General features: G+C 46.0%; 25 protein-coding genes. 15 read left to right on the top strand and 10 right to left on the bottom strand.

All coding sequences use genetic code 11. The annotated features are described in order from the left end of the window. The first annotated feature begins 323 nt into the window (after positions 1-323). A complete protein-coding gene (locus AB4161_RS15255) occupies positions 324-869 on the top strand; it encodes a gamma carbonic anhydrase family protein (RefSeq protein ID WP_017081755.1) in 546 nt (181 codons plus the stop codon). Here the strand turns inward: AB4161_RS15255 and AB4161_RS15250 are convergent. From AB4161_RS15250 to AB4161_RS15235, 4 genes are all read right to left on the bottom strand, one after another. Then, entirely contained in the window at positions 866-1,135 is a 270-nt protein-coding gene (locus AB4161_RS15250) for a DUF1488 domain-containing protein (RefSeq protein WP_017081754.1), read from the bottom strand. The genes AB4161_RS15255 and AB4161_RS15250 overlap by 4 nt on opposite strands. Before the next feature lie 17 nt (positions 1,136-1,152). Then, a complete protein-coding gene (aroE, locus tag AB4161_RS15245) occupies positions 1,153-1,983 on the bottom strand; it encodes a shikimate dehydrogenase (protein ID WP_102445136.1) in 831 nt (276 codons plus the stop codon). A gap of 78 nt (positions 1,984-2,061) precedes the next feature. Beyond that, positions 2,062-2,979, bottom strand: coding sequence for an oxygen-dependent coproporphyrinogen oxidase (hemF, locus tag AB4161_RS15240; RefSeq protein ID WP_108193421.1), 918 nt, complete (start codon positions 2,977-2,979; stop codon positions 2,062-2,064). A gap of 19 nt (positions 2,980-2,998) precedes the next feature. Next, entirely contained in the window at positions 2,999-3,556 is a 558-nt protein-coding gene (locus tag AB4161_RS15235; protein WP_004735778.1) for an L-threonylcarbamoyladenylate synthase, read from the bottom strand. Between the two features lie 195 nt (positions 3,557-3,751). Here AB4161_RS15235 and purE point away from each other — a divergent pair, with 195 nt between their 5' ends. Continuing rightward, positions 3,752-4,237 carry a 5-(carboxyamino)imidazole ribonucleotide mutase gene (gene purE / locus AB4161_RS15230; protein WP_004735777.1) on the top strand — a complete coding sequence of 162 codons (486 nt, stop codon included), beginning with the start codon at positions 3,752-3,754 and terminating at the stop codon, positions 4,235-4,237. A 5-nt stretch (positions 4,238-4,242) separates the two neighbouring features. Beyond that, positions 4,243-5,373, top strand: a complete 1,131-nt coding sequence (locus AB4161_RS15225) for a 5-(carboxyamino)imidazole ribonucleotide synthase (RefSeq protein ID WP_372083567.1) — start codon at positions 4,243-4,245, stop codon at positions 5,371-5,373. An 88-nt stretch (positions 5,374-5,461) separates the two neighbouring features. Here the strand turns inward: AB4161_RS15225 and AB4161_RS15220 are convergent, their stop codons facing one another. Genes AB4161_RS15220 through AB4161_RS15205 form a run of 4 tightly spaced genes read right to left on the bottom strand, consistent with a single transcriptional unit; the run spans position 5,462 to position 8,724 of the window. Beyond that, positions 5,462-6,031: a type I DNA topoisomerase gene (locus tag AB4161_RS15220; RefSeq protein WP_017063003.1), complete on the bottom strand. Its 570-nt coding sequence runs from the start codon at positions 6,029-6,031 to the stop codon at positions 5,462-5,464. 12 nt (positions 6,032-6,043) lie between these two features. Then, positions 6,044-6,520, bottom strand: a complete 477-nt coding sequence (locus tag AB4161_RS15215; RefSeq protein ID WP_004735774.1) for a DUF494 family protein — start codon at positions 6,518-6,520, stop codon at positions 6,044-6,046. Positions 6,521-6,523: 3 nt separating this feature from the next. Further along, a complete protein-coding gene (dprA, locus tag AB4161_RS15210) occupies positions 6,524-7,636 on the bottom strand; it encodes a DNA-processing protein DprA (RefSeq protein WP_372083566.1) in 1,113 nt (370 codons plus the stop codon). Beyond that, complete coding sequence (locus AB4161_RS15205) at positions 7,633-8,724, bottom strand: LysM peptidoglycan-binding domain-containing protein (protein WP_146453660.1); 1,092 nt, start codon at positions 8,722-8,724, stop codon at positions 7,633-7,635. The genes dprA and AB4161_RS15205 overlap by 4 nt, the downstream gene beginning before the upstream one ends. 140 nt (positions 8,725-8,864) lie before the next feature. Here AB4161_RS15205 and def point away from each other — a divergent pair, with 140 nt between their 5' ends. The 6 genes from def (at position 8,865) to AB4161_RS15175 (ending at position 15,365) form a co-directional block, all read left to right on the top strand. Then, positions 8,865-9,377: a peptide deformylase gene (gene def / locus AB4161_RS15200; RefSeq protein ID WP_017058772.1), complete on the top strand. Its 513-nt coding sequence runs from the start codon at positions 8,865-8,867 to the stop codon at positions 9,375-9,377. A 37-nt stretch (positions 9,378-9,414) separates the two neighbouring features. Then, positions 9,415-10,362 carry a methionyl-tRNA formyltransferase gene (fmt, locus tag AB4161_RS15195; protein WP_017058773.1) on the top strand — a complete coding sequence of 316 codons (948 nt, stop codon included), beginning with the start codon at positions 9,415-9,417 and terminating at the stop codon, positions 10,360-10,362. 92 nt (positions 10,363-10,454) lie between these two features. After that, positions 10,455-11,735, top strand: a complete 1,281-nt coding sequence (rsmB, locus tag AB4161_RS15190) for a 16S rRNA (cytosine(967)-C(5))-methyltransferase RsmB (RefSeq protein ID WP_017058774.1) — start codon at positions 10,455-10,457, stop codon at positions 11,733-11,735. Between the two features lie 109 nt (positions 11,736-11,844). After that, positions 11,845-13,221: a Trk system potassium transporter TrkA gene (trkA, locus tag AB4161_RS15185; RefSeq protein WP_004735766.1), complete on the top strand. Its 1,377-nt coding sequence runs from the start codon at positions 11,845-11,847 to the stop codon at positions 13,219-13,221. 96 nt (positions 13,222-13,317) lie between these two features. After that, positions 13,318-14,763 (top strand): TrkH family potassium uptake protein, encoded by a 1,446-nt coding sequence (locus AB4161_RS15180; RefSeq protein WP_372083565.1) that lies wholly within the window; start codon positions 13,318-13,320, stop codon positions 14,761-14,763. Between the two features lie 26 nt (positions 14,764-14,789). After that, entirely contained in the window at positions 14,790-15,365 is a 576-nt protein-coding gene (locus AB4161_RS15175; protein ID WP_017065828.1) for a DUF3157 family protein, read from the top strand. Here AB4161_RS15175 and AB4161_RS15170 read toward each other — a convergent pair. Further along, positions 15,362-16,015, bottom strand: a complete 654-nt coding sequence (locus AB4161_RS15170) for a hemolysin III family protein (protein ID WP_017058777.1) — start codon at positions 16,013-16,015, stop codon at positions 15,362-15,364. The two genes, AB4161_RS15175 and AB4161_RS15170, sit on opposite strands and share 4 nt — an antisense overlap. Before the next feature lie 156 nt (positions 16,016-16,171). Then, complete coding sequence (locus AB4161_RS15165; protein ID WP_372083564.1) at positions 16,172-16,963, bottom strand: sporulation protein; 792 nt, start codon at positions 16,961-16,963, stop codon at positions 16,172-16,174. Between the two features lie 283 nt (positions 16,964-17,246). Between AB4161_RS15165 and AB4161_RS15160 the strand changes: the two genes are divergently transcribed. From AB4161_RS15160 to AB4161_RS15135, 6 genes are all read left to right on the top strand, one after another. Continuing rightward, positions 17,247-17,414: a hypothetical protein gene (locus tag AB4161_RS15160; protein WP_004739323.1), complete on the top strand. Its 168-nt coding sequence runs from the start codon at positions 17,247-17,249 to the stop codon at positions 17,412-17,414. A 131-nt stretch (positions 17,415-17,545) separates the two neighbouring features. After that, a complete protein-coding gene (locus AB4161_RS15155) occupies positions 17,546-17,809 on the top strand; it encodes a YihD family protein (RefSeq protein WP_009848104.1) in 264 nt (87 codons plus the stop codon). 326 nt (positions 17,810-18,135) lie between these two features. Beyond that, positions 18,136-19,554 carry a cytochrome c oxidase accessory protein CcoG gene (gene ccoG, locus AB4161_RS15150; RefSeq protein WP_372083563.1) on the top strand — a complete coding sequence of 473 codons (1,419 nt, stop codon included), beginning with the start codon at positions 18,136-18,138 and terminating at the stop codon, positions 19,552-19,554. Between the two features lie 73 nt (positions 19,555-19,627). Then, positions 19,628-20,614 (top strand): serine/threonine protein kinase, encoded by a 987-nt coding sequence (locus AB4161_RS15145; protein ID WP_017058781.1) that lies wholly within the window; start codon positions 19,628-19,630, stop codon positions 20,612-20,614. 55 nt (positions 20,615-20,669) lie between these two features. After that, positions 20,670-21,269 (top strand): thiol:disulfide interchange protein DsbA/DsbL, encoded by a 600-nt coding sequence (locus tag AB4161_RS15140; protein WP_017063015.1) that lies wholly within the window; start codon positions 20,670-20,672, stop codon positions 21,267-21,269. 141 nt (positions 21,270-21,410) lie between these two features. After that, positions 21,411-22,367 (top strand): DUF2860 domain-containing protein, encoded by a 957-nt coding sequence (locus tag AB4161_RS15135; protein WP_136977461.1) that lies wholly within the window; start codon positions 21,411-21,413, stop codon positions 22,365-22,367. Positions 22,368-22,428: the final 61 nt, after the last annotated feature.

Here is a 22,428-nt window from a genome sequence, read left to right as displayed (position 1 = left end):
TTGTTAAAGAGCTTTTCCTTTTTGAGCTTCGCTCAAATCGGACGGCCATTTTAGCGATTTAAGTTTTAGTGTCAACCACTATTTTCAAAACTTTTTTCAAGTGCTTAGCTTGGCTAATTTGACCTGCTGATTCGTTTTGGTTTCTTACGAAGCCTTCCCGTTTCAACGAGGTCGCATTATAGAGATTTCGATCACACTGGCAAGCCCTTTTTGAAGTTTTTCTTACTTTTTTGATTGTTCGAGCGTTTTTTGTTCAAAGCACCCCATTTTCACTAGTATTCCCCTTAATTAAGGGCTTAAGGTGCCTATATAAAGGAGGATTTATGAGTTCAATGCGCAGTTATAAAGGAATATCCCCTCAGATTGGACAAGGTGTCTATATAGATACAAGTTCGGTACTGGTTGGGGATATCAAAATCGGTGACGACTCTAGCGTGTGGCCTTTGGTTGCAGCTCGAGGGGATGTGAACCACATTCATATTGGAGATAGAACGAATATCCAAGACGGCAGCGTTTTGCACGTCACCCATAAGAATGCAGAAAACCCTGAGGGTTACCCGCTATTAATAGGTAATGATGTCACTATCGGACATAAAGTAATGCTGCATGGCTGCACGATTGAAGATCGTGTACTTGTTGGTATGGGAGCTATCGTGTTGGATGGCGTGGTTATTAAAGAAGATGTGATGATTGGTGCTGGTAGCTTAGTGCCGCCTAATAAGGTACTTGAGAGCGGTTATCTATATGTAGGAAGCCCGGTAAAACAAGCACGCCCATTAAATGATAAGGAGCGTGCCTTTTTACAGAAGTCAGCTGACAACTATGTTCAGAATAAAAACGACTATCTAGACTCTGTGCTTCCAGTTTAAAGCGCTTTGATCTGAATCCGATTAGAGGAGTCATACTCCTCTTCTTCTATTAACTCTTCCGCTAGCTCTTCAATATCAAAACGCAACTCTGAAAAGATAACTAAAGCTTGGTCGCCCTCTTCTATCTCTTTACCTGCCAATCGTGATAATTCTTCAATAGATAAGACACATTCGATCAATGCACCCGACTGTTGTGCTGGGAAGGTGATAGATTGACTTGCTTCATCCCAATCTTGGATATCCGGAAATAGAATTGATTGATTCATTTTTTATAATTACCTTGTTACATCTCTAAGTTTCTACGTAATTCTCTTAAAATCTGTTTTGTTCCTGGGCGAAGGCCACGCCAAAGCATAAAGCTCTCTGCTGCCTGCCCCACTAGCATACCCAAGCCATCATAAGCAGCATGAACACCGTTATCTAATGCCCACTGATTGAATACCGTCGTTCCAGATCCGTAAACCATGTCATAAACAGCACTATTCGAATTGAAGATAATCTCAGAAATTTCAGGAAGCTGACCACTTAGACCAGACGAGGTCGAGTTAATGATGACATCAAACCCTTCATTAACATCACTTAACCCCATTCCTTTGATGTTTCCATGTGAAGAAAACATCTCAGCCAGAAGTTCAGCCTTGGAGCTGGTTCGATTAGCGACCACCAGCTGTTGTGGCTTTTGGTCGAGTAGAGGTTGAATCACTCCTCGAGCAGCACCACCAGCACCAAGTAGAAGAACGCGAGCCCCTTCTAGGACTACTTGATGTTGAAGAAGATCTTGAACTAAACCCTCACCATCGGTGTTATCACCAATGATCTCTCCATCATCGAGCTTCTTAAGTGTGTTTACAGCACCTGCTAGTTCAGCTCTTTCAGTCAGGCGATTAGCGAACTGATAAGCATCTTCTTTAAATGGCGCTGTGACATTACACCCTCTACCACCTTCACTAAAAAAAGCTTGAGCAGCAGTGATGAATTCACCTTGCTCTGGCTGGAGTGCTGTATAGGTAAGTTGTTGGCTGGTTTGGCGAGCAAATAATGTGTGAATGAATGGCGATTTGCTTTGTCCAATAGGATTACCGAAAACGGCATAACGATCTACTTGCTGTGTCATATCCTTACCTAACAGAAATAATAAAAAAGGGTCATCTATATAGATGACCCTATCACTATCCCTATAAGGAAGGAAGAACTACCAAACTCGAGGCTTTAGGTAGTCGCTGTAAAGCAAAGCTTCTGGTGAACCCGCTTGTGGTTCGTAGCGATATTCCCAACGAGCCAACGGCGGCATAGACATCAATATAGACTCTGTGCGCCCACCGCTTTGCAGACCAAATAAGGTACCACGGTCGTAAACTAGGTTAAATTCAACATAGCGACCACGACGATAAAGTTGGAAGTCACGCTCGCGCTCACCGTAAGACGTCTCTTTTCGTCGTTCTACAATGGGTAGATAGGCGGCTGCAAAGCCTTCACCGACAGCCTGCATATAAGCAAAGCTCTTATCGAAACCCCACTCATTTAAGTCATCAAAGAACAGACCACCAACACCACGTGTTTCATCACGGTGAGGCAGATAGAAGTACTTATCACACCATTCCTTGTGTTCTTGATAAACGTCATCACCAAACGGCGCACACAGGTCTTTAGCGGTTTGATGCCAAGATTGGCAGTCTTCATCGAAAGGATAAAATGGCGTTAAGTCAAAACCACCACCAAACCACCAAATTGGGTCTTCCCCTTCTTTTTCCGCAATGAAGAATCGAACGTTCGCATGTGAGGTTGGGATGTATGGATTTTTAGGATGGATCACTAATGAAACACCCATCGCTTCAAACTTACGCCCAGCTAATTCAGGGCGATGAGCGGTTGCAGAGGCAGGCATAGATTTACCCGCTACATGAGAGAAATTAACCCCACCTTGCTCGAATACCGCACCATTGGTCATAACGCGAGTTCGACCACCGCCACCTAAGCGATCGCCAGGCTCGCGCTCCCATGCGTCTTCTTCAAACAATGCTGCACCATCAGCTTGCTCAAGCTGTTGGCAAATCGAATCTTGTAGGCTCAGTAAAAACTGCTTTACCGCTTCTTTATCAATTGCTGACATCTTTATTCCTTTGCAGGGTTTAACCCTGTCTTAATATTTTCGAGGTTTTAGCATCTCTAATTTCGCTTGGCTTCTCACGACCACCCGTTTGACCTTCGAGAATAGCTACCAAATGTTGACCCAGTTGCTGTTGAACTTCTTCAGTCGTCATACAAGGCGGTTCACCTGTCAGGTTGGCACTGGTCGAGGTTAACGGCTTACCGAATTCATTACACATTCTTTGAACTAAAGGGTGATCAGTCACTCGCACCGCGATGGATTCAAATTGGCCACTGACCCAATCCGTTACTTTACTGCTGGTTGGCATTATCCAAGTTACAGGTCCCGGCCATGTTGCTTTTACGGTCGCTAACTGCGCTTCAGTCAGTTGGCTTTCGTCAATATAGGGTAGCAACTGCTCGTAACTCGCAGCAATTAAGATCAACCCTTTCTCCATCGGCCGCTGTTTTAAATCGAGCAATTTCTTAATGGCTTGTGGATTATCGGGATCACAACCGACCCCAAAAACGCCTTCAGTCGGGTAAGCAATGACTTCACCTTGTTGTAATGCCTGCAAAGTATGTTGAAAGTTATCCAAGGGTTGCCTCATTAATTCTGTTATCGAACTCGCTAAGTGTACAAATTATCATTCACTGTGACTAAAGCTATTTGTTTATAAAATGTATCAATTAACAACTTAGACTGACGCAAACGTTTTCCTTAAGCAATTTTACCCGTATAATGCGCGCAAAATATCTAATCACTAATTAAATCGTACCTGAAGGAGTTTGAGATGACTGTCGGTATTATCATGGGTTCTAAATCTGATTGGCCAACAATGAAGCTAGCTGCAGAAATGTTGGATCAGTTTGGCGTGGCGTACGAAACAAAAGTGGTTTCTGCTCACCGCACACCTCAGTTGCTTGCAGACTATGCAACCAGTGCGAAAGAGCGCGGTATTAAAGTGATTATTGCTGGTGCTGGCGGTGCAGCGCATCTTCCGGGCATGGCTGCAGCTTTCACAAGCGTACCTGTTTTAGGTGTTCCTGTTCAGTCTAAAGCACTGAAGGGCATGGATTCTCTGCTTTCTATCGTACAGATGCCAAAAGGCATTGCGGTAGGTACTTTGGCTATCGGTGAAGCTGGTGCTGCTAACGCTGGTATCCTAGCCGCTCAAATCATTGGTACACACAATGAAGAAGTAATGGCGAAAGTAGAAGCGTTCCGCTCTGAGCAAACAGAAACGGTTCTGGCTAATCCAAACCCTGCAGAGGACTAATTTCCATGCATGTTCTTGTGTTAGGCGCGGGCCAACTTGCTCGCATGATGTCCCTAGCTGGGGCACCGCTGAATATTGAAATTTCTGCTTTTGATGTTGGCAGCAAAAATATTGTTCACCCATTAACGCAAGCGATTCTAGGTAACGGCTTAGAAAATGCGATTGAGCGTGCGGACGTCATTACTGCTGAATTCGAACATATCCCTCACGATGTACTTGAGGTGTGTGAGCGCAGCGGTAAGTTCTTACCGACAACAGAAGCAATCAAAGCTGGCGGTGACCGTCGCCTTGAAAAAGCCCTGTTAGACGAAGCAAACGTGAAAAATGCTAAGTACTACGTGATTAACTCTCGCGAAGACTTTGACGCTGCGATTGCTCACGTAGGCTTACCAATGGTGTTGAAGAGCACACTTGGCGGCTACGATGGCAAAGGTCAATGGCGCTTAAAGACATTAGACAATGTTAACGCGACTTGGGCAGAAATGGCTGAGTGCATCGCTGCAACAGACAACCAAGCGATTGTTGCTGAAGAGTTTGTTCCGTTTGACCGCGAAGTATCACTGGTTGGTGCTCGTGATACCAATGGCGAGGTTCAAGTGTATCCACTGGCTGAGAATGTTCACACCGACGGCGTGTTGAGCTTATCGACAGCGATTGATGACATTGAACTGCAAGAGCAAGCTAAAGCCATGTTCACTGCCATTGCTGAGCGTTTAGATTACGTTGGCGTGCTAGCACTTGAGTTCTTTGATGTTCAAGGTTCACTGCTTGTTAATGAGATTGCACCACGTGTTCATAACTCGGGCCACTGGACGCAACAAGGCGCAGAGACTTGTCAGTTTGAAAACCACCTACGTGCCGTATGTGGCATGCCACTAGGTAGCACTAAACTGATTCGTCCAACCGCAATGATCAACATTCTTGGCGAAGATACTCTTCCTGAGGCTATTCTTGCTCAAGGTGGTTGTCATGTTCATTGGTATGGCAAAGAAAAGCGTGCAGGTCGCAAGATGGGTCACATTAACGTGAGCGCTGACTACAACGCAGAATTACAAAGAGCTTTGTGCTCATTGGCTGAGATTCTTGATAAGCAAGCCTACCCTGCTGTGCATGAGTTTGCTGAGCAGATGAAGTAAGCCTACATTGGCTTATTGATATAAAAAGTTTATTGGATACAAAAACGGCGCTCACTGAGCGCCGTTTTTTTGTGTCTATAATATCGAGTTATTGAGATTGAATGTGGTGACACTTGCGATCAGCGCATTGCTTCTTGGTACCACTGGCTGTTTTCTTCTCAAGTAACAACGGGAACTGGCACTGTTCACAACGACCTATAACAGGTGGCTGATTAACGGCGAACTTACACTTAGGGTAGTTATCACACGCATAGAAGGTTTTGCCATAGCGAGATTTACGCTCAACCAAGTGGCCTCGACCACACTCAGGGCAGGCAACAAGTGGCTGCTCTTCAGGTTGTTCTTTCGGTTGGTCCAAAGATTCGATGTGATTACACTCTGGATAACTGCTACAGCCAATGAACATCCCAAAGCGACCTTGCCTTAATACCAATTCGTTTTGGCATTTAGGACACGGCACACCCAGCTCTTTCACTACGTGACCATCGTTTTGATGTAGAGGCTTGATGTAATCACAGCTCGGATACTGCTTACAGCCTAAAAATGGGCCGTGCTTACCATGGCGAAGCTGAAGCTCTCCACCACACTGCGGACATGGTTCATGCTCTAATGCATGTTCATGTGCTGAAAAAAGCTGATTATCAATCTTACTACTCATGACAAGCCTGTATTAATGCAAGATACCTTGCTCTTTGGTGTACAACAGCTCTTCCATTTGCGTGTAAGCACTTTCATTACCCGGCACATTAAATAGCACCATTAAGATAATCCATTTCAGATCATCCAATTCAAATTCGCTCGTCTCAAGCCCCATCACACGATCAATCACCATTTCACGAATCTCTGTCGTGAGTACGTTGATCTGTTCAAGGAACAATAAGAAACCTCGGCACTCCATATTAATACGTGAAATCTCTCGACTGGTATAAATACGCATCGAGGTATTGGAACACATAGTAATCGCCGCTTGATTCTCAGTATCTTGCAATGCCGCAAGATCTTCTAACCAATGGAGGGCCTTATAAATATCATCTTGGTGAAACCCTGCTCGAAGAAGCTCATCTTCCAGCTCATCTTGATCCACCTGCAATTCAGAATCGCTATGGATGTAGGTTTCAAACAAGTACATCAGTATGTCCATCATCATAGCTTAGCCTCTCCCCTTTCGAATATAGCCACCGGAAACTGCAACAACATGCCCTGAGAGCTCAAGCTCTAAAAGCTGCATCATGACCTCATGCACAGGTATATGGGTTCTCTGTGCCAAAATATCAACGGGTGTCGCCTCTAACCCTACGTTAGCTAACAGCTGTGGAAATGGCAATTGTTCATTTTCCCCCATACTGGGCGTAGGTTCGAACAAGCTGGGTTGCTGATCGATAGACCAGTCTAACAGACTCTTTATTTCAATCAGAACATCTTGTGCACTCTGTACCAAGCATGCTCCAGCTTTGATTAAGCTATTACCTCCTCGACTGGTTGGGTTATGAATAGAGCCAGGAAGCGCAAACACCTCTCGGCCTTGCTCCATGGCATAGCGAGCCGTAATCAAAGAGCCACTCTTCTCAGCCGCTTCAACCACTAAGGTTCCTAGCGACAAGCCACTAATAATACGATTACGTCGGGGGAAATGTTCAGGTCTTGGTTTTGCGCTTGGACGAAACTCTGAAATCAGCGCCCCATTTTCACAGATCCTATCGGCTAAATTTCTGTGCCGCGCAGGATAAATAGAATCTAAGCCAGAACCCAACACAGCAAAAGTTTCCCCTCCTTTATCTAGAGCACCATCATGAGCATAGCCATCGATACCGAGCGCTAAGCCACTGGTGACAATCAAACCGTTTTGGACAAACTCTTTGGCGAAGGACTTTGCGGTTTGCAATCCTTCGAGACTGGCATTGCGACTGCCGACCATAGCGATTTGAGGCTCAATCAGTTTTTCAACGTGACCTTTAACGAAAAGCACGCTTGGCGCGGAGGCGGTCTCATTCAGCAGCTTGGGATAATGCGAGCAATTCGGGGTAATGATGTGATTGTTGGGTTGTCTTGCTTGCCACTCTAGGCAAGCCTCCACTTCTCTTGGGGCTTGCTCTCTTAGATAGGCAATTTGCTTGGCAGACAAACCAAGCGCTTGCAGTTGCTGACTTGAGTAACCAACAATATTCGAAGGGGAATCAATACTCAGCAGTCGAGAAAGGCGCTTGCCACCCAATTGCGGAACAAAACTTAGAGTTAACCAAGCACTCAGTTGTTGCTCATTCACTCGGTGCCCTTAGCTTCTTCCTTCAAAGCCAGATCCAAAGGCGATACCGCCAGAATATCATTACTAACCGGTTTTGAGCTCTGAGTGATCAAGGCCAAGCTAAAATACTCATAAGGACGAATGACCATCAAACTACCAAGTGAGGTACTTGGCAACTGCACCTTATCGCTCGCCGCAGACTCTTTGTAGCTGTATTCACCTTGCTTACCAAACACCACAGCGCCGCTTTCACTGAGGGTAAACATAGAGCCTTGGCGAAGATTGTCCTGTGAGCCTTTATTAATAACGACCACCTGATTCTTTGCACTGTATTGGCTGCCGTCTAATGAACCCAAGATATTAGCAAACTGGCCCGCAGCACTAGGCGCTGGATAAAATGTGGTTGAGAGCTTCACCTGATCAACGCCAAGCTCTGGTAACACGAGGTCATTAAGTAACACCTCTTGCAGTTGAGTCTCTATCTGTAAACTACTGAACTCAGCATCCACCTCTTTCAGGCGCGCCGTGGCGACCAAACGCAAAGAGGTCATGCTCGCTTGAGGTTGTTGTCGTTGATAAGTTTCGACAGAACGGTAAATACCCCATTTTTGATGTTGTTGGTTACCCGAAATAAACAATCGGTCTTCACCCGATAAAAAGCGTTTGCCATCACTGGTCCCTAACACTCGTTGCGCTGACTGGATATCTTGCTGCTCAACCAAGCGGTCAGATTGTAGATACGGTAGAACAAGCCCCTCATTCACGGTAGGTACTGCTTTCTTCTCTGATACACGAATCTTAGGGCTTAGCTTTATGACGGGTTTGAGGCTCAACACAGGCTCGCCATTAATCCAAACCAGAGACAATTTATCTCCGGGGTAAATCAGGTGAGGGTTTTCTATTTCAGGGTTTACCTGCCATAGCCTTGGCCACAACCAAGGGCTATCGAGATACATCGCGGAAATATCCCATAAGGTATCCCCCTTAACCACCACATAGGCCTGAGGTGCATCTTGTTTAATGGTTAAAGGTTGCTCACTATTTTCAGCCGTAACGGCGAACGAAAACGAGGCACAAATAAGAGAAAAAGTGGGAGAAAAATGACGCATGACCTAGGTTCCTTGGTCTGAATATATGACATCTGATTAGAGAATTACCTTCAGGATGCTGTCATTTGACCTCTAAAATGTCTAGAATTGAGCCAACAAGGTTTAAGCTGTTTCGGCACAGTTCAATATTTCGAGTGTATATGTCTGTATTACAAGTATTAACATTACCAGATGATCGTCTACGTACCGTGGCGAAACCGGTAAAAGAAGTTACCCCAGAGATTCAAAAGTTCGTTGATGACATGATTGAAACCATGTACGACGAAGAAGGTATCGGCCTTGCGGCAACGCAAGTAGATTTCCACCAACGCATCGTTGTTATCGATATTTCAGAAACACGTGATGAGCCAATGGTGCTTATCAACCCTGAAATTACTGAGAAGCGCGGCGAAGATGGAATCGAAGAAGGCTGCCTATCTGTACCAGGCGCTCGAGCTCTAGTACCTCGCGCTGCAGAAGTAACGGTTAAAGCACTAGACCGTGACGGCAACGAATTCACATTCGACGCTGACGACCTTCTGGCTATCTGTGTTCAGCACGAACTTGACCACCTAGAAGGCAAGTTGTTTGTTGATTACCTATCGCCACTAAAGCGTAAACGTATCCAAGATAAGCTAGCGAAGATTAAACGTTTCAACGAGAAACAAGGTTAATAACCGCTGCTATTACTAAATTAGAAGGAAGCCTACCTTGAGTCAGTCTTTAAGAATTGTCTTTGCAGGTACTCCGGATTTCGCCGCCCGTCACTTGGCGGCGTTGTTGTCTTCGGAGCATGAAGTTGTTGCTGTTTACACACAGCCAGATCGCCCAGCAGGCCGCGGTAAAAAACTCACTGCGAGCCCAGTAAAAAACATCGCACTTGAAAACAATATTCCGGTTTACCAACCAGAAAACTTCAAGTCAGATGAGGCTAAGCAAGAGCTAGCTGAATTGAACGCTGACATCATGGTTGTTGTCGCTTACGGCTTATTGCTTCCGCAGGTTGTATTAGATACGCCTCGCTTAGGTTGTATCAACGTACATGGCTCTATCCTACCGCGCTGGCGTGGTGCTGCTCCGATTCAACGCTCTATTTGGGCGGGTGATAAAGAGACAGGCGTGACGATCATGCAGATGGATATCGGCCTAGATACTGGCGACATGCTAAGTATCGCGACGCTGCCTATCGAAGCGACAGATACTAGCGCATCTATGTACGAGAAATTAGCGGGCCTTGGCCCTGATGCGCTTGTTGAATGTCTAGCGGACATCGCTTCTGGCAAAGCAGTTGCAGAAAAGCAAGACGATGAGCTTGCGAACTACGCGAAGAAGCTAAGCAAAGAAGAAGCGCGTATCAACTGGAGTGATGAAGCTGCGCATATTGAGCGCTGCGTTCGTGCCTTCAACCCATGGCCAATGAGTCACTTTGAAGCTGCTGAGAACAGCATTAAAGTATGGCAAAGCCGTGTGGCAGAGCAAACTTCTGATAAGCCTGCAGGTACCATTCTGCAAGCGGATAAAACTGGTATCTATGTTGCGACAGGGCAAGGCGTACTTGTTCTTGAACAGCTGCAAGTTCCAGGTAAAAAAGCCATGTCAGTTCAGGATATCTTGAACTCACGTGCAAGCTGGTTTGAAGTTGGTACACAACTTTCTTAATCCGCTTTTAAAGCTGCTAATTACGCAGCTTAGAAAACCTTTACGAGGGCAGAGATGCCCTCATGTATTCAAATAAATATTCGGTACCCCTCATGAATGTTCGCGCTGCTGCTGCAAATGTCCTATTCCAAGTTGTCGATAAAGGCCACTCTCTGTCACACGCTCTCCCTGCGGCTCAAAAAACGATCCGTCCACGAGACCATGCTCTACTGCAAGAGATTTGCTACGGCGCACTTCGTTACCTGCCTCGTTTAGAGTCAATCGCTAACGAACTGATGGAAAACCCGCTTAAAGGTAAAAAGCGTGTATTCCACCACCTAATCTTGGTGGGCATTTACCAACTAAGCTTCATGCGTATCCCTTCGCATGCCGCGGTTGCTGAAACGGTTGAGGGCACTAAAACACTGCGTGGTCCAAGCCTGAGTGGTTTGATCAACGCTGTGCTACGTAGCTACCTACGTGACCAAGAAGAACTGGACGAGAAAGCCGTTAGTCACAATGCAGGCAAATACGGCCACCCAAGCTGGATTCTAAAAATGCTTCAAGAGAGCTACCCAGATCAATGGGAGCAACTGGTTGAAGCAAACAACAGTAAGGCACCAATGTGGCTGCGCGTTAACCGCCAACACCACACTCGTGACGAGTATGTTGAACTACTTAAAAACGAAAACATTGAATACACATTGCACCCAGAAGCAGCCGATGCCATAAAATTAGCTGCACCTTGTGATGTTACTTTGCTTCCTGGCTTCGACAGAGGTTGGGTATCAGTGCAAGACGCTGCCGCTCAGCTTTCGGTTGACTACCTAACACCAAAAGATGGTGAGCTGATCTTAGATTGTTGTGCTGCGCCAGGTGGTAAAACGGCACACATTCTTGAGCACACTCAAGACACTGAAGTGGTTGCGATTGACTGCGACATTAAACGTCTAGACCGCGTTTACGATAACCTTGAGCGTCTACAACTGCGTGCCGACGTAATTTGTGGTGATGCTCGCTACCCAGAAGAGTGGTGGATGGGTGATAAGTTCGACCGTATCCTACTTGATGCACCTTGTTCAGCGACTGGCGTCATTCGCCGTCACCCTGACATCAAGTGGCTACGTCGTGCGTCTGACATTGATGCGCTGGCTGAACTGCAAAGCGAGATTATGGATGCAATGTGGCGTCAGCTGAAAGAAGGCGGCACCATGGTTTATGCGACTTGTTCTATCACGCCGCAAGAAAACGTGCTGCAAGTGAAAGCATTCCTAGCACGCACTGAGAACGCTACGTTGGTTGGGTCTGATATCGAAAATCCGGGTCGTCAAATACTACCTGGAGAAGAAGATATGGATGGCTTCTACTACGCAGTTCTAGTAAAACAGGCATAACAACTAACAGCGGCTAAGAATTTATTTCTTAGCCGCTGTTTCTTTCTAGTGCATTATCAAAATAAAGTTAGATAACTAGAATTACCACGGTAAAGAAAAGAGAAAGGCTATGAAGATCATTATCCTAGGTGCTGGACAAGTTGGCGGTACCCTTGCTGAAAACCTGGTTGGTGAAAACAACGACATCACCATTGTCGACCGTAATGCTGACCGACTTCGTGAACTTCAGGATAAGTACGACCTTAGGGTTGTAAACGGTTATGCCAGCCACCCAAACACACTACGTGAAGCGGGTGCGCAAGATGCCGACATGTTGGTTGCCGTAACCAACATGGATGAAACCAACATGGCTGCGTGTCAGGTTGCTTTCTCTCTTTTCAATACGCCGAACCGAATTGCTCGTATTCGCTCTCCTCAATACCTAGAAGAGAAAGAAGCGTTATTCAAATCAGGTGCCATCCCAGTCGATCACCTGATCGCACCCGAAGAGCTAGTGACCAGCTACATCGAGCGCCTGATTCAATACCCAGGCGCATTGCAGGTTGTGAGCTTTGCTGAACAGAAAGTTAGCCTCGTCGCAGTAAAAGCCTACTACGGTGGTCCACTGGTCGGTAACGCCCTATCTGCTTTGCGTGAGCACATGCCGCACATCGATACTCGTGTTGCTGCTATTTTCCGTCAAGGCCGCCCTATTCGCCCGCAAGGCACTACCATCATTGAAGCAGACGATGAGGTTTTCTTCGTGGCCGCGAGTAACCATATCCGCTCAGTAATGAGTGAACTGCAACGCCTAGAGAAGCCATACCGCCGCATCATGATTGTCGGAGGTGGTAACATTGGTGCAAGCTTGGCGAAACGCCTTGAGCAGAGCTACAGCATCAAGCTTATCGAACGTAGTTACACTCGTGCTGAGAAGCTATCTGAAGAATTAGAAAACACCATCGTATTCTGTGGTGATGCCGCCGACCAAGAACTGCTAACCGAAGAGAACATCGATCAGGTGGATGTGTTCATTGCCCTAACCAATGAAGATGAAACCAACATCATGTCCGCTATGCTGGCTAAGCGAATGGGTGCCAAGAAGGTAATGGTACTGATTCAGCGTGGTGCTTACGTCGACCTTGTTCAGGGTGGTGTGATTGATATTGCGATATCGCCACAACAAGCGACCATTTCTGCGTTGCTTACTCACGTTCGTCGTGCTGATATTGTAAACGTATCCTCTCTACGTCGTGGCGCTGCAGAGGCGATCGAAGCCATTGCTCACGGTGACGAAACCACATCGAAAGTCGTTGGCCGAGCGATTGGCGACATCAAACTGCCACCGGGCACCACTATTGGTGCAATTGTTCGCGGAGAAGAGGTTCTTATTGCGCACGATAGAACCGTAATTGAACAAGATGACCACGTTGTGATGTTCCTAGTGGACAAGAAATACGTACCTGATGTTGAGTCTCTATTCCAACCGAGCCCATTCTTCTTATAGCCTTGTTCTCGTAAGCTTCTTCTCGCAACTTTCTTTTTGTGAGAACGACGCTCCGGCACAAAGCTGTAATCTATTTAAGCTATGGTCTATTAAGCTATGGTCAACTTTCGTCCGATATTATTAGTGATAGGGTTAGTGTTATCAAAACTCGCCCTTTTCATGTACATCCCTACATTGGTTGCCTTTTTTACTGGCACCGGTGGCTTCCTCGAGTTTGGTCAATCGGTAGTGATCACGCACATTGTGGCATTCATCTGCTTGAGCTTAGGCCGTTCAGCTAAGTTCCGACTTGGGGTACGGGACATGTTCCTGATCACCTCTCTGGTATGGACGATAGCCAGTGCCTTTGCTGCACTGCCGTTTGTCTTCATCAACCACATCAGCTTCATTGACGCCTATTTTGAAACCATGTCTGGTATCACCACGACAGGCTCAACCGTATTAAGCGGCTTAGACAGCATGGCTCCAAGTATTCTGTTGTGGCGATCTATATTGCAGTGGCTTGGTGGTGTTGGGTTCATCGTAATGGCAGTAGCGGTTCTACCAATGCTTAACGTCGGTGGTATGCGCTTGTTCCAAACTGAGTCTTCCGATTGGTCAGATAAAAGCAGCCCACGAGCGAAAACGGTCGCCAAGAACATCGTGGCGGTTTATCTGGTTCTGACTGGCTTGTGCATCATTAGCTACCTGTTTGCAGGCATGGGTATCTTTGACGCAATCAATCATGCCTTCACAACACTGTCTACGGGTGGTTACTCAACATCAGATGGCTCAATGAACCACTTCTCTAACAGTGCTCACTGGGTAGGAACCCTGTTCATGTTCCTTGGTGGTCTGCCGTTCCTACTGTTTGTTAGCGCACTGCGTGGTAGAAAACTCTCAATCCTCTACAAAGACGCGCAAGTGAGAGGTTTCACCTATCTATTCTTGGTCACCAGTGCCGTGATATCGACATGGTTGGTGGTTAGAGATGGCTACACAGTCATGGATGCGATGCGTGTTTCGATGTTCAACATTGTGTCAGTCGTAACCACAACCGGTTTTGGCTTAGAAGACTTCACCGCGTGGGGCGCTTTGCCTACCACGCTGTTTGCCTTTTTAATGATGGCGGGCGCGTGCTCAGGTTCAACCTCTGGCGGTATCAAAATCTTCCGCTTCCAAATTGCAATGACCATGCTCCATAAACAAATGATGAAACTGATTCATCCATCGGGCGTGTTTGTTCAACGCTACAATCAGCGACCGGTGAATGACGATATTGTGCGTTCACTAGTCGCATTTGGTTTGATGTTCTTTATTACGATTATCTTAATTGCAGGTGGCTTGAGCGCGATGGGGCTTGATCCCGTGACCAGTATATCTGGCGCTATCACAGCCGTTGCCAACGTTGGTCCTGGTATGGGCAGCGTTATCGGTCCAACCGGGAACTTTGCTCCACTGCCCGACGCCGCTAAATGGTTGCTAAGCTTAGGAATGCTGATGGGGCGACTCGAGATATTGACGCTCATTGTTCTATTTTTCCCAGCCTTTTGGCGACGTTAACCAAGCACAAAATCAAGGAAACACAGATGAAATCATACGTACTTCTCGCTAGCGCATTGCTCGCAAACTCAGTATTCGTAAGTTCTGCCTTTGCTGATCAAATGGTCACCTTGCCTGATGGCAAGCAAGTGTTACTCAAAGATGATTTTACTTGGCAATACGTGGCACCAAAGCAAACGGAAGCAGCAACGACAACATCAGAGACTGCAGTGCCTGTCGTAGCCGTACCTGTCGCAACGAACACGCGTGGCACTACGATTGTGGTTAATAGTAAAAAGCCAAGCTTACAGCTGTCTCAGTCAGGAGTGGATGTTGTACTGGGTGCAAGTCGCTATGAAGATGGTGAGCTTATCATTCCGACAGCCATCACTAACCAAGGCACTCAAGCGGTCATTTTGGTATCACTTAACATCAGCGTATTTACTGCAGAAGGTGAGTTGTTGGCAGAAGAAGAAGTTGCTGTGTGGAAATCAATCAAACGAATGGCCGACACATACCTACGACCAAAGACGGGTGAAGAAGGCAAGCTCATCAAGCTCGACCTAGAACAACACCCTGAATATCAGATTAAAGCTGAGATTACTGAGGTACTGGCTCGCTAAACCGGAGTCACGTACAAATAAATAGCGAAGAAATGGCAAGCGCAGCCCGCCAACACAAACAAATGCCAGATGGCATGATTGTAAGGGATGCGTTTTGCCACATAGAAAATCACACCCAACGAGTAAATCACGCCACCGAGTGCTAGTAGCACCAAACCACCCATCTCGATATTCATCGCCAGTTGATAAACCACAATCAGCGATAACCAACCCATCGCCAAGTAAGTCACCAATGACAAACGCTTAAATCGGTAGACGAAGGCAATCTTCATAATGATTCCGACTAGCGCGATACCCCAAATCACTGCCATCAAACCCATCGCCAATGGTGTTCTTAAACTCACCAATAAAAATGGCGTGTAACTGCCCGCGATCAATAAGTAGATCGCACAGTGATCGAGAGTTTTCAGTAATCGCTTGGTCTTTTCTGTGGTGATCGAGTGATAAAGCGTGGAAGCGAGAAAGAGTAGGATAATACTGCTGCCATATACCGCCATACTCGCAATAGTCAGTATGTCGGCTTGATGGTCAAACGCACGAATCAGCAGCAGGACTAAACCAACCACGCCAAGCACAACACCCAAGCCATGGGTTATCGCATTGGCGCGTTCTTCGATGTCACTGTATTCGCTCGCCGATGATGCAGACATGATTATCCTACTAGAGTAAATGTTCGATTTGCCTAGTATTGCACATTAAGCTTACACGTGTAAGCTTAAATTTTTATGACATCTTTTATGACATTAATAACGCCTAAACGGTGTGATGAAGCTAAGGTCTCTAAAGCTACAGAACCAAAGAGCTAACTAAGATGCGTTGTCTAGATACTCAAGTACCATCTTGCCCGCATCTTGTGGTGACGTATCCAATGGCACACTCAATTGACGCTGCAGTTGGCCAATGCCTAACAAGCTCGCCAACATGCCTTTTGCACCATCGCGATTACGGTCTATCTCAAACCACAACTTAAGCTCAGTTTCATCACGATGAGCTACAACCTCAAGCTCACGCCAACGGCCATGATATGGACCCGTCGTCGGAACAAACTCGAACTCTTGTACAAATGGCAGTTCAAAGCCTTCTACCGCTTCACACTCCACTTGGCGAATACGCAGCCCTTGAGCTTCAAGCTCGTTAAAAATACCATCGAGGAGTGCGTCAGGGCGCACCGTTAAGGTGTCTTTATCCGATGGATCAATCGCCATCGCAATATCGAGCCCGGTTTCTAGCCACACCTTTGAATCACCAATCGTGACAGGTGTGTTCAGCGGGACATCAAACTCACATTCAAAATCACGGGTTTCACCCGGCTGAATAACAAAGGCATACGGCAGGCTCCATTTGGCCAACGAGTATGTCTGGTGCATTCGACGTGTTTGACCGCCCTCTTGCCTTTGCGAATTCATAGTAATTTCTTTGACGTAACGACAGCACAAGTTGAGATCGATATTGTCGATCTCTTGTGGCTGAGCGCCACCATAGACATGCACAATAATGCTCGCCTTCTTGCCTGGATAAAGCACTTCCTGTTGCAATACAGAATCTACCTTGGCAGATCCAATTCCAAAACTTGCTAACGTTTTCTTTAAGAACGACATATGCACCTCCTTTAAAGCATCATCTTAAGCCTGAAAGAGGTTCAAACTCAAATATACTGCTCACACTATTTTAGCTCTAATATCGTCTATTTATCACTCAGGCGTCGATCGATAACTTAGATAGTGATAATCTAAGCCTTGATATGCATGCATATCATTATCCTGATTTATTCTTCGGATTGGCGAAAGCCAGACGAGTGACGCTTCAAGCAATTGAGGTGGAGCTCATGGTAAATCAGGCCATTAGATTGGCAATGGATATGCCTGACCGTTAGGTAAATTAATGCGCCCAACAGCTGTCAGGTTCTCGCACACCAACCGTAGTGCGATGCGTCGTCGTAGTGGCTTTGTTGCTGCTCCAACGGCTAAGAAATTGGCTCCTACAATGACTCTAGTTGAGAAGACTGCTTTATTAGCACCGACTACAACGAAAGTGATTAAAGCCGCTTAACAAAAAGCGCAGTTTTTACTGCGCTTTTTTCTTGCCCGCTCCCATCTTGAAATGTGTTTACACATTGGTATTCCCTACCCGATTTGATACCTTAGCCACAAATCATTATAAAATTTGTGGAGAAATAAAGTATGAAGTGTCACCGCATTGAAGAACTGCTTGAACTGATGGAGCCTGAGTGGCAGAAAGATCAAGAGCTTAACCTATTAGAGTTCATCATTAAGCTATCAAAAGAAGCGGGCTACCAAGGCAAGCTTGAAGAACTGACTGACGATGTTCTTATCTATCACCTAAAAATGCGCAACAGCGAAAAAGATGAGATGATCCCGGGCCTGAAAAAAGACCAAGAAGATGATTTCAAAACCGCAATTCTAAAAGCACGTGGCCTTCTTTAGTCGCCCGTTAGTTTAGAGCTCAATTGCCGTATAGATAAAACACTCAATTTTAAAAAGCGACCATCAGGTCGCTTTTTTGTTTCTGTTCGCTATTTTTTCGTCACAACTGTTATGACTTTTGTTGTTAAAGGTTGATAGCGTTAAAGAAATGAGAACAAGATTGTCGTTATAATCGCCATCCATAAGAATCTTCTAAAATAATAAGAGTGAGTGCGATAACAACAAATGCACCAAGCTCAATTTCAACAGGTTCTCTAAACCATACTTTCAAGTAATGTCGTCATGCCCGACTTAACCGGGCAAACAAGCCACAAAAAGGATAGTCCATGAGTCAGGATAAAATCGATATCAAAGATGTGACTCCTAAAACCTTTAACCCGAAAACACATAAAGGTAATGGAGATCGATTTAACCCAAGTAACCGAATCTATGTTCGAGAAAGCAAAGGTAAATTCCAACAACTGCGTCGCTATGGCGGTTGGTTCTTACTTTTACTTTTTGCGCTTATCCCATGGATTCCCTTTGGTGAACGTCAAGCGATCTTGCTCGATATCGGCAGCCAACAGTTCAACTTCTTTGGCACCACCTTATACCCGCAAGATCTGACCCTACTCGCGATCCTATTTATGATTGCCGCGTTTGGCCTGTTTTTCATAACCACCTTCTTAGGCCGCGTCTGGTGTGGCTATTTATGCCCACAAACCGTCTGGACCTTCATGTATATCTGGTTCGAAGAGAAGCTAGAAGGCGCTGCCAATAAGCGAAGAAAACAAGACTCGGGCAAACTGACGAGCAATTTAATCCTCAGAAAAACCCTCAAACACATTGCGTGGTGGGCGATTGCCATTGCGACGGGCTTAACCTTTGTTGGTTACTTCATCCCAATCAAAGAGTTAGTGGTTGGCTTCTTTACCTTTAACTCGTCTTTCTGGCCGGTGTTTTGGGTACTGTTCTTTGCTGGATGTACTTATGCCAATGCGGGTTGGATGCGTTCAATTGTTTGTCTGCACATGTGTCCTTACGCGCGTTTCCAGTCGGCAATGTTCGATAAAGACACCTTCATCGTGGGTTACAACACAGAACGTGGTGAAAGCCGTGGCCTTCGCTCTCGTAAAGCCGATCCAAAAGAGCTTGGTCTAGGCGACTGTATTGACTGTAATCTGTGTGTACAAGTGTGCCCTACGGGTATCGATATCCGTGACGGCCTGCAATACGAGTGTATTAACTGCGGCGCGTGTATTGATGCCTGTGACAACACGATGGAGCGTATGGGCTATGAGAAAGGCCTGATCAATTACACCACCGAGCACAGACTTGAAGGTCACTCGACCAAGGTAATGCGTCCCAAGCTGTTGGGCTATGGCGCTATCTTGATCGTGATGCTGGGCTTGTTCTTCGCCCAAATCGCGAGCGTTGATCCTGCCGGCCTAAGTGTTCTGCGTGACCGAAACCAACTGTTTAGAGTCAATAACCAAGGGTTGGTTGAAAACACCTACACCTTGAAAGTGATCAACAAGACTCAACAAGAGCAAGAGTACAAACTCGGTGTTAGCGGACTGCCCGATTCTATCTGGTATGGTAAACAGACGATTACTGTCGATCCAGGCGAGGTTTTGAACCTACCTATCAGTTTAGGCGCCGACCCAGAAAAACTGAGCTCACCAGTTTCGACAATTCAGTTTATACTCTCGGATAATGAAGAGTTTACGATGGAAGTCGAAAGCCGCTTTATCAAGAAGCTCTGATACCCGCACCGTAGTGCTTGGTATAACAACCCAATAAATGGAAAAAGGCTCAGTAATGAGCCTTTTTTATTCTATGACGATGCAAGCCTTTAACTTTGATAACCTGACTCCTGACTTCATGTGGTACGCACTGGAGAGCATCGGAGTTCGCGCTGAATCCGGGCTTCTCGCTCTCAACAGTTACGAAAACCGTGTCTATCAGTTCACCGATGAAGACCGTAAGCGCTACGTCGTTAAGTTTTACCGTCCACAACGCTGGAACAAGGCACAGATCCAAGAAGAGCATGACTTCGCACTCGAGCTTATCGAACAAGAGATGCCGGTTGCGCCTCCAATGCGAATCAACGGTGCAACCTTACATGAATACCAAGGCTACCTATTTGCACTATTTGAAAGTGTTGGCGGCAGACAGTATGAAGTTGACAATCTAGATCAATTGGAAGGCGTAGGACGCTTTCTTGGTCGTATTCATAAAGCCAGCGCGGGAAGAACATTCCAGCATCGCCCGACCATCAGCTTAGATGAATACCTTTATCAGCCACGTAAGATTCTAGAGAACTCTCAGTTTATCCCGACGCACCTAGAAAATGCCTTCTTCAATGACGTTGACCTTCTGATCAAAGAGCTAGAGAGCCAGTGGCCGAGCAACATTGAGAATATCCGCCTGCACGGTGACTGCCACCCTGGCAATATTTTGTGGCGCGATGGGCCAATGTTCGTCGATCTTGATGACGCACGTAACGGCCCTGCGATACAAGATCTGTGGATGCTGCTCAATGGCGAGCGCCAAGATAAGCTGATGCAACTGGATATTTTGCTAGAGAGTTACCAAGAGTTTTGCGATTTTAATACCGCACAACTGAAACTAATCGAACCACTACGCGGTCTACGTATGGTGCATTACATGGCATGGTTGGCGAAACGATGGCACGATCCTGCGTTTCCTCTGGCCTTCCCGTGGTTTAATGATCCGAAATATTGGGAGCAACAAGTACTTGCTTGTAAAGAGCAAATTGCTACCCTGCAAGAGCCACCACTTTCGTTAATGCCTCAGTGGTAACAGCAATCGCAACATACAACTAGATAAAAATTCAAACATAATGGAGATTGGATAAATGAAAAAGCTATTCGCATTTTTCTCATTGATCATGTTGAGCCTTACCGCTCACGCTGCGAAATTTAACGAAGGTGAACACTACAAAGTTCTCGACCTAGAAGCATCAAAAAAACCAATGGTGACAGAGTTCTTCTCTTTTTACTGCCCACACTGTAATAGCTTTGAGCCAATCATCCAGCAGCTAAAACAACAGCTACCTAAAGACGCTAAGCTACAGAAGAACCATGTTTCATTCATGGGTGGCAACATGGGTCTGCCAATGAGCAAAGCTTACGCGACAATGATTGCACTGAAAGTTGAAGATAAAATGGTGCCAGTGATGTTTAACCGCATCCACACAATGAACAAGCCACCACGTGATGAAGAAGAACTGCGTCAAATCTTCCTAGACGAAGGCGTTGATGCGAAGAAATTCGATGCTGCGTATAACGGCTTTGCTGTAGATTCTATGGTTCGTCGCTTCGACAAAGCATTCAAAGACAGCGGCCTTTCAGGTGTACCCGCTGTTGTGGTTAACAACCGCTACCTAGTAGAAGCTCAAGGTATCAACTCTCTTGATGAGTACTTCGAGCTCGTGAACTTCTTATTAAAGAAGTAAGCCATTGATGAAAGGAAGCTTCGGCTTCCTTTTTTTTTTGCTAGTTCAAAAATCATTATTGATAAATAATTAACCTGGAAGTTTAAAGCTTTACTGCTATTAATAACCCGTCCTAAGAACCTGTGGGCAAGGAGCCCTTGAATGAAAATAAAAATAACTCTCTTGGCATTGAGCGTTGCGGCTTCTCCCGCTTTTGCCAAGCTTGCAGACCAACAAGGTTTCAGTGGTGAAATCTCTCTCAATACCGGGGTTACCTCTTCCACCTCGAACTTTAATACCGATGCTGATAGCAATCTTTCATCCACAGATCAGAAGGCTTCTTCGGAAAGCTCTTTTCTGGTTGCTCCTTTAGGTAGTGTTGCTTATACCTTTGGTGAAAAGCTAAACCATCAGGTATACACAGGTACCGCGCGAGATGATGTAGCAACAGGTACTGTAGTTCTCGAAGTCGGTTACAAATACCAACTTGAGTCAGGCATGGTGATCGACGCTTCACTGCTGCCAACCATTATGTCTGGTGAAACTTGGGCTGATCCATACAACACCACATCAGCTCGCACCAAGACCGATGAAACTGGCAATGCGTTTCGTTTGAAGCTAAGCAACATTGCGGGCTCAGCTTTCTCGCTAGACATGGCCTATGCGACCAAAAATGTCGACAAGGATGATATTCAAGATCAAGAGCTCAAACGAGATGCCAATACTCTCTACTTGAAAGGTCAATATCGCCTGCCACTTAGTCGTACCATGATGCTTATTCCATCCGTCATCTATCAAACACGTGATGCTGATGGTAAAGCTGAATCTTACGACCAATTCGGTGGTGAGGTAAGCTTGTTTGGTGGCATGGGGCGTCACCAGTACGCACTAACAGCGGGTTACAACCAACGCTCTTACGATGCGAGCAACCCGATCTACGACAAGAAACGCAGCGACGACAATATCAACCTATTCGCCGCCTATGAGTATGATCAATTCATGGATTGGGAAAACTGGTCGTTTATTTCACTGGCAGGCTACGGCACCAGCGACTCGAACATTACCTTCTACGACGAGTCTCAATATATCGTTTCAGTTGGCTTGAACTACAAGTTCTAACCTTAGCGAGTATGAACTGCAATCCAACGAAAGCCTGCATCTTGAACTGACCCCCAATAGT

This window comes from Vibrio sp. 10N.286.51.E5, from assembly GCF_041469125.1.
Lineage (GTDB): Bacteria > Pseudomonadota > Gammaproteobacteria > Enterobacterales > Vibrionaceae > Vibrio > Vibrio crassostreae_C.
Note: the sequence above shows the minus strand (reverse complement) of the source record. Positions and strands in the feature narration are given on the sequence as shown.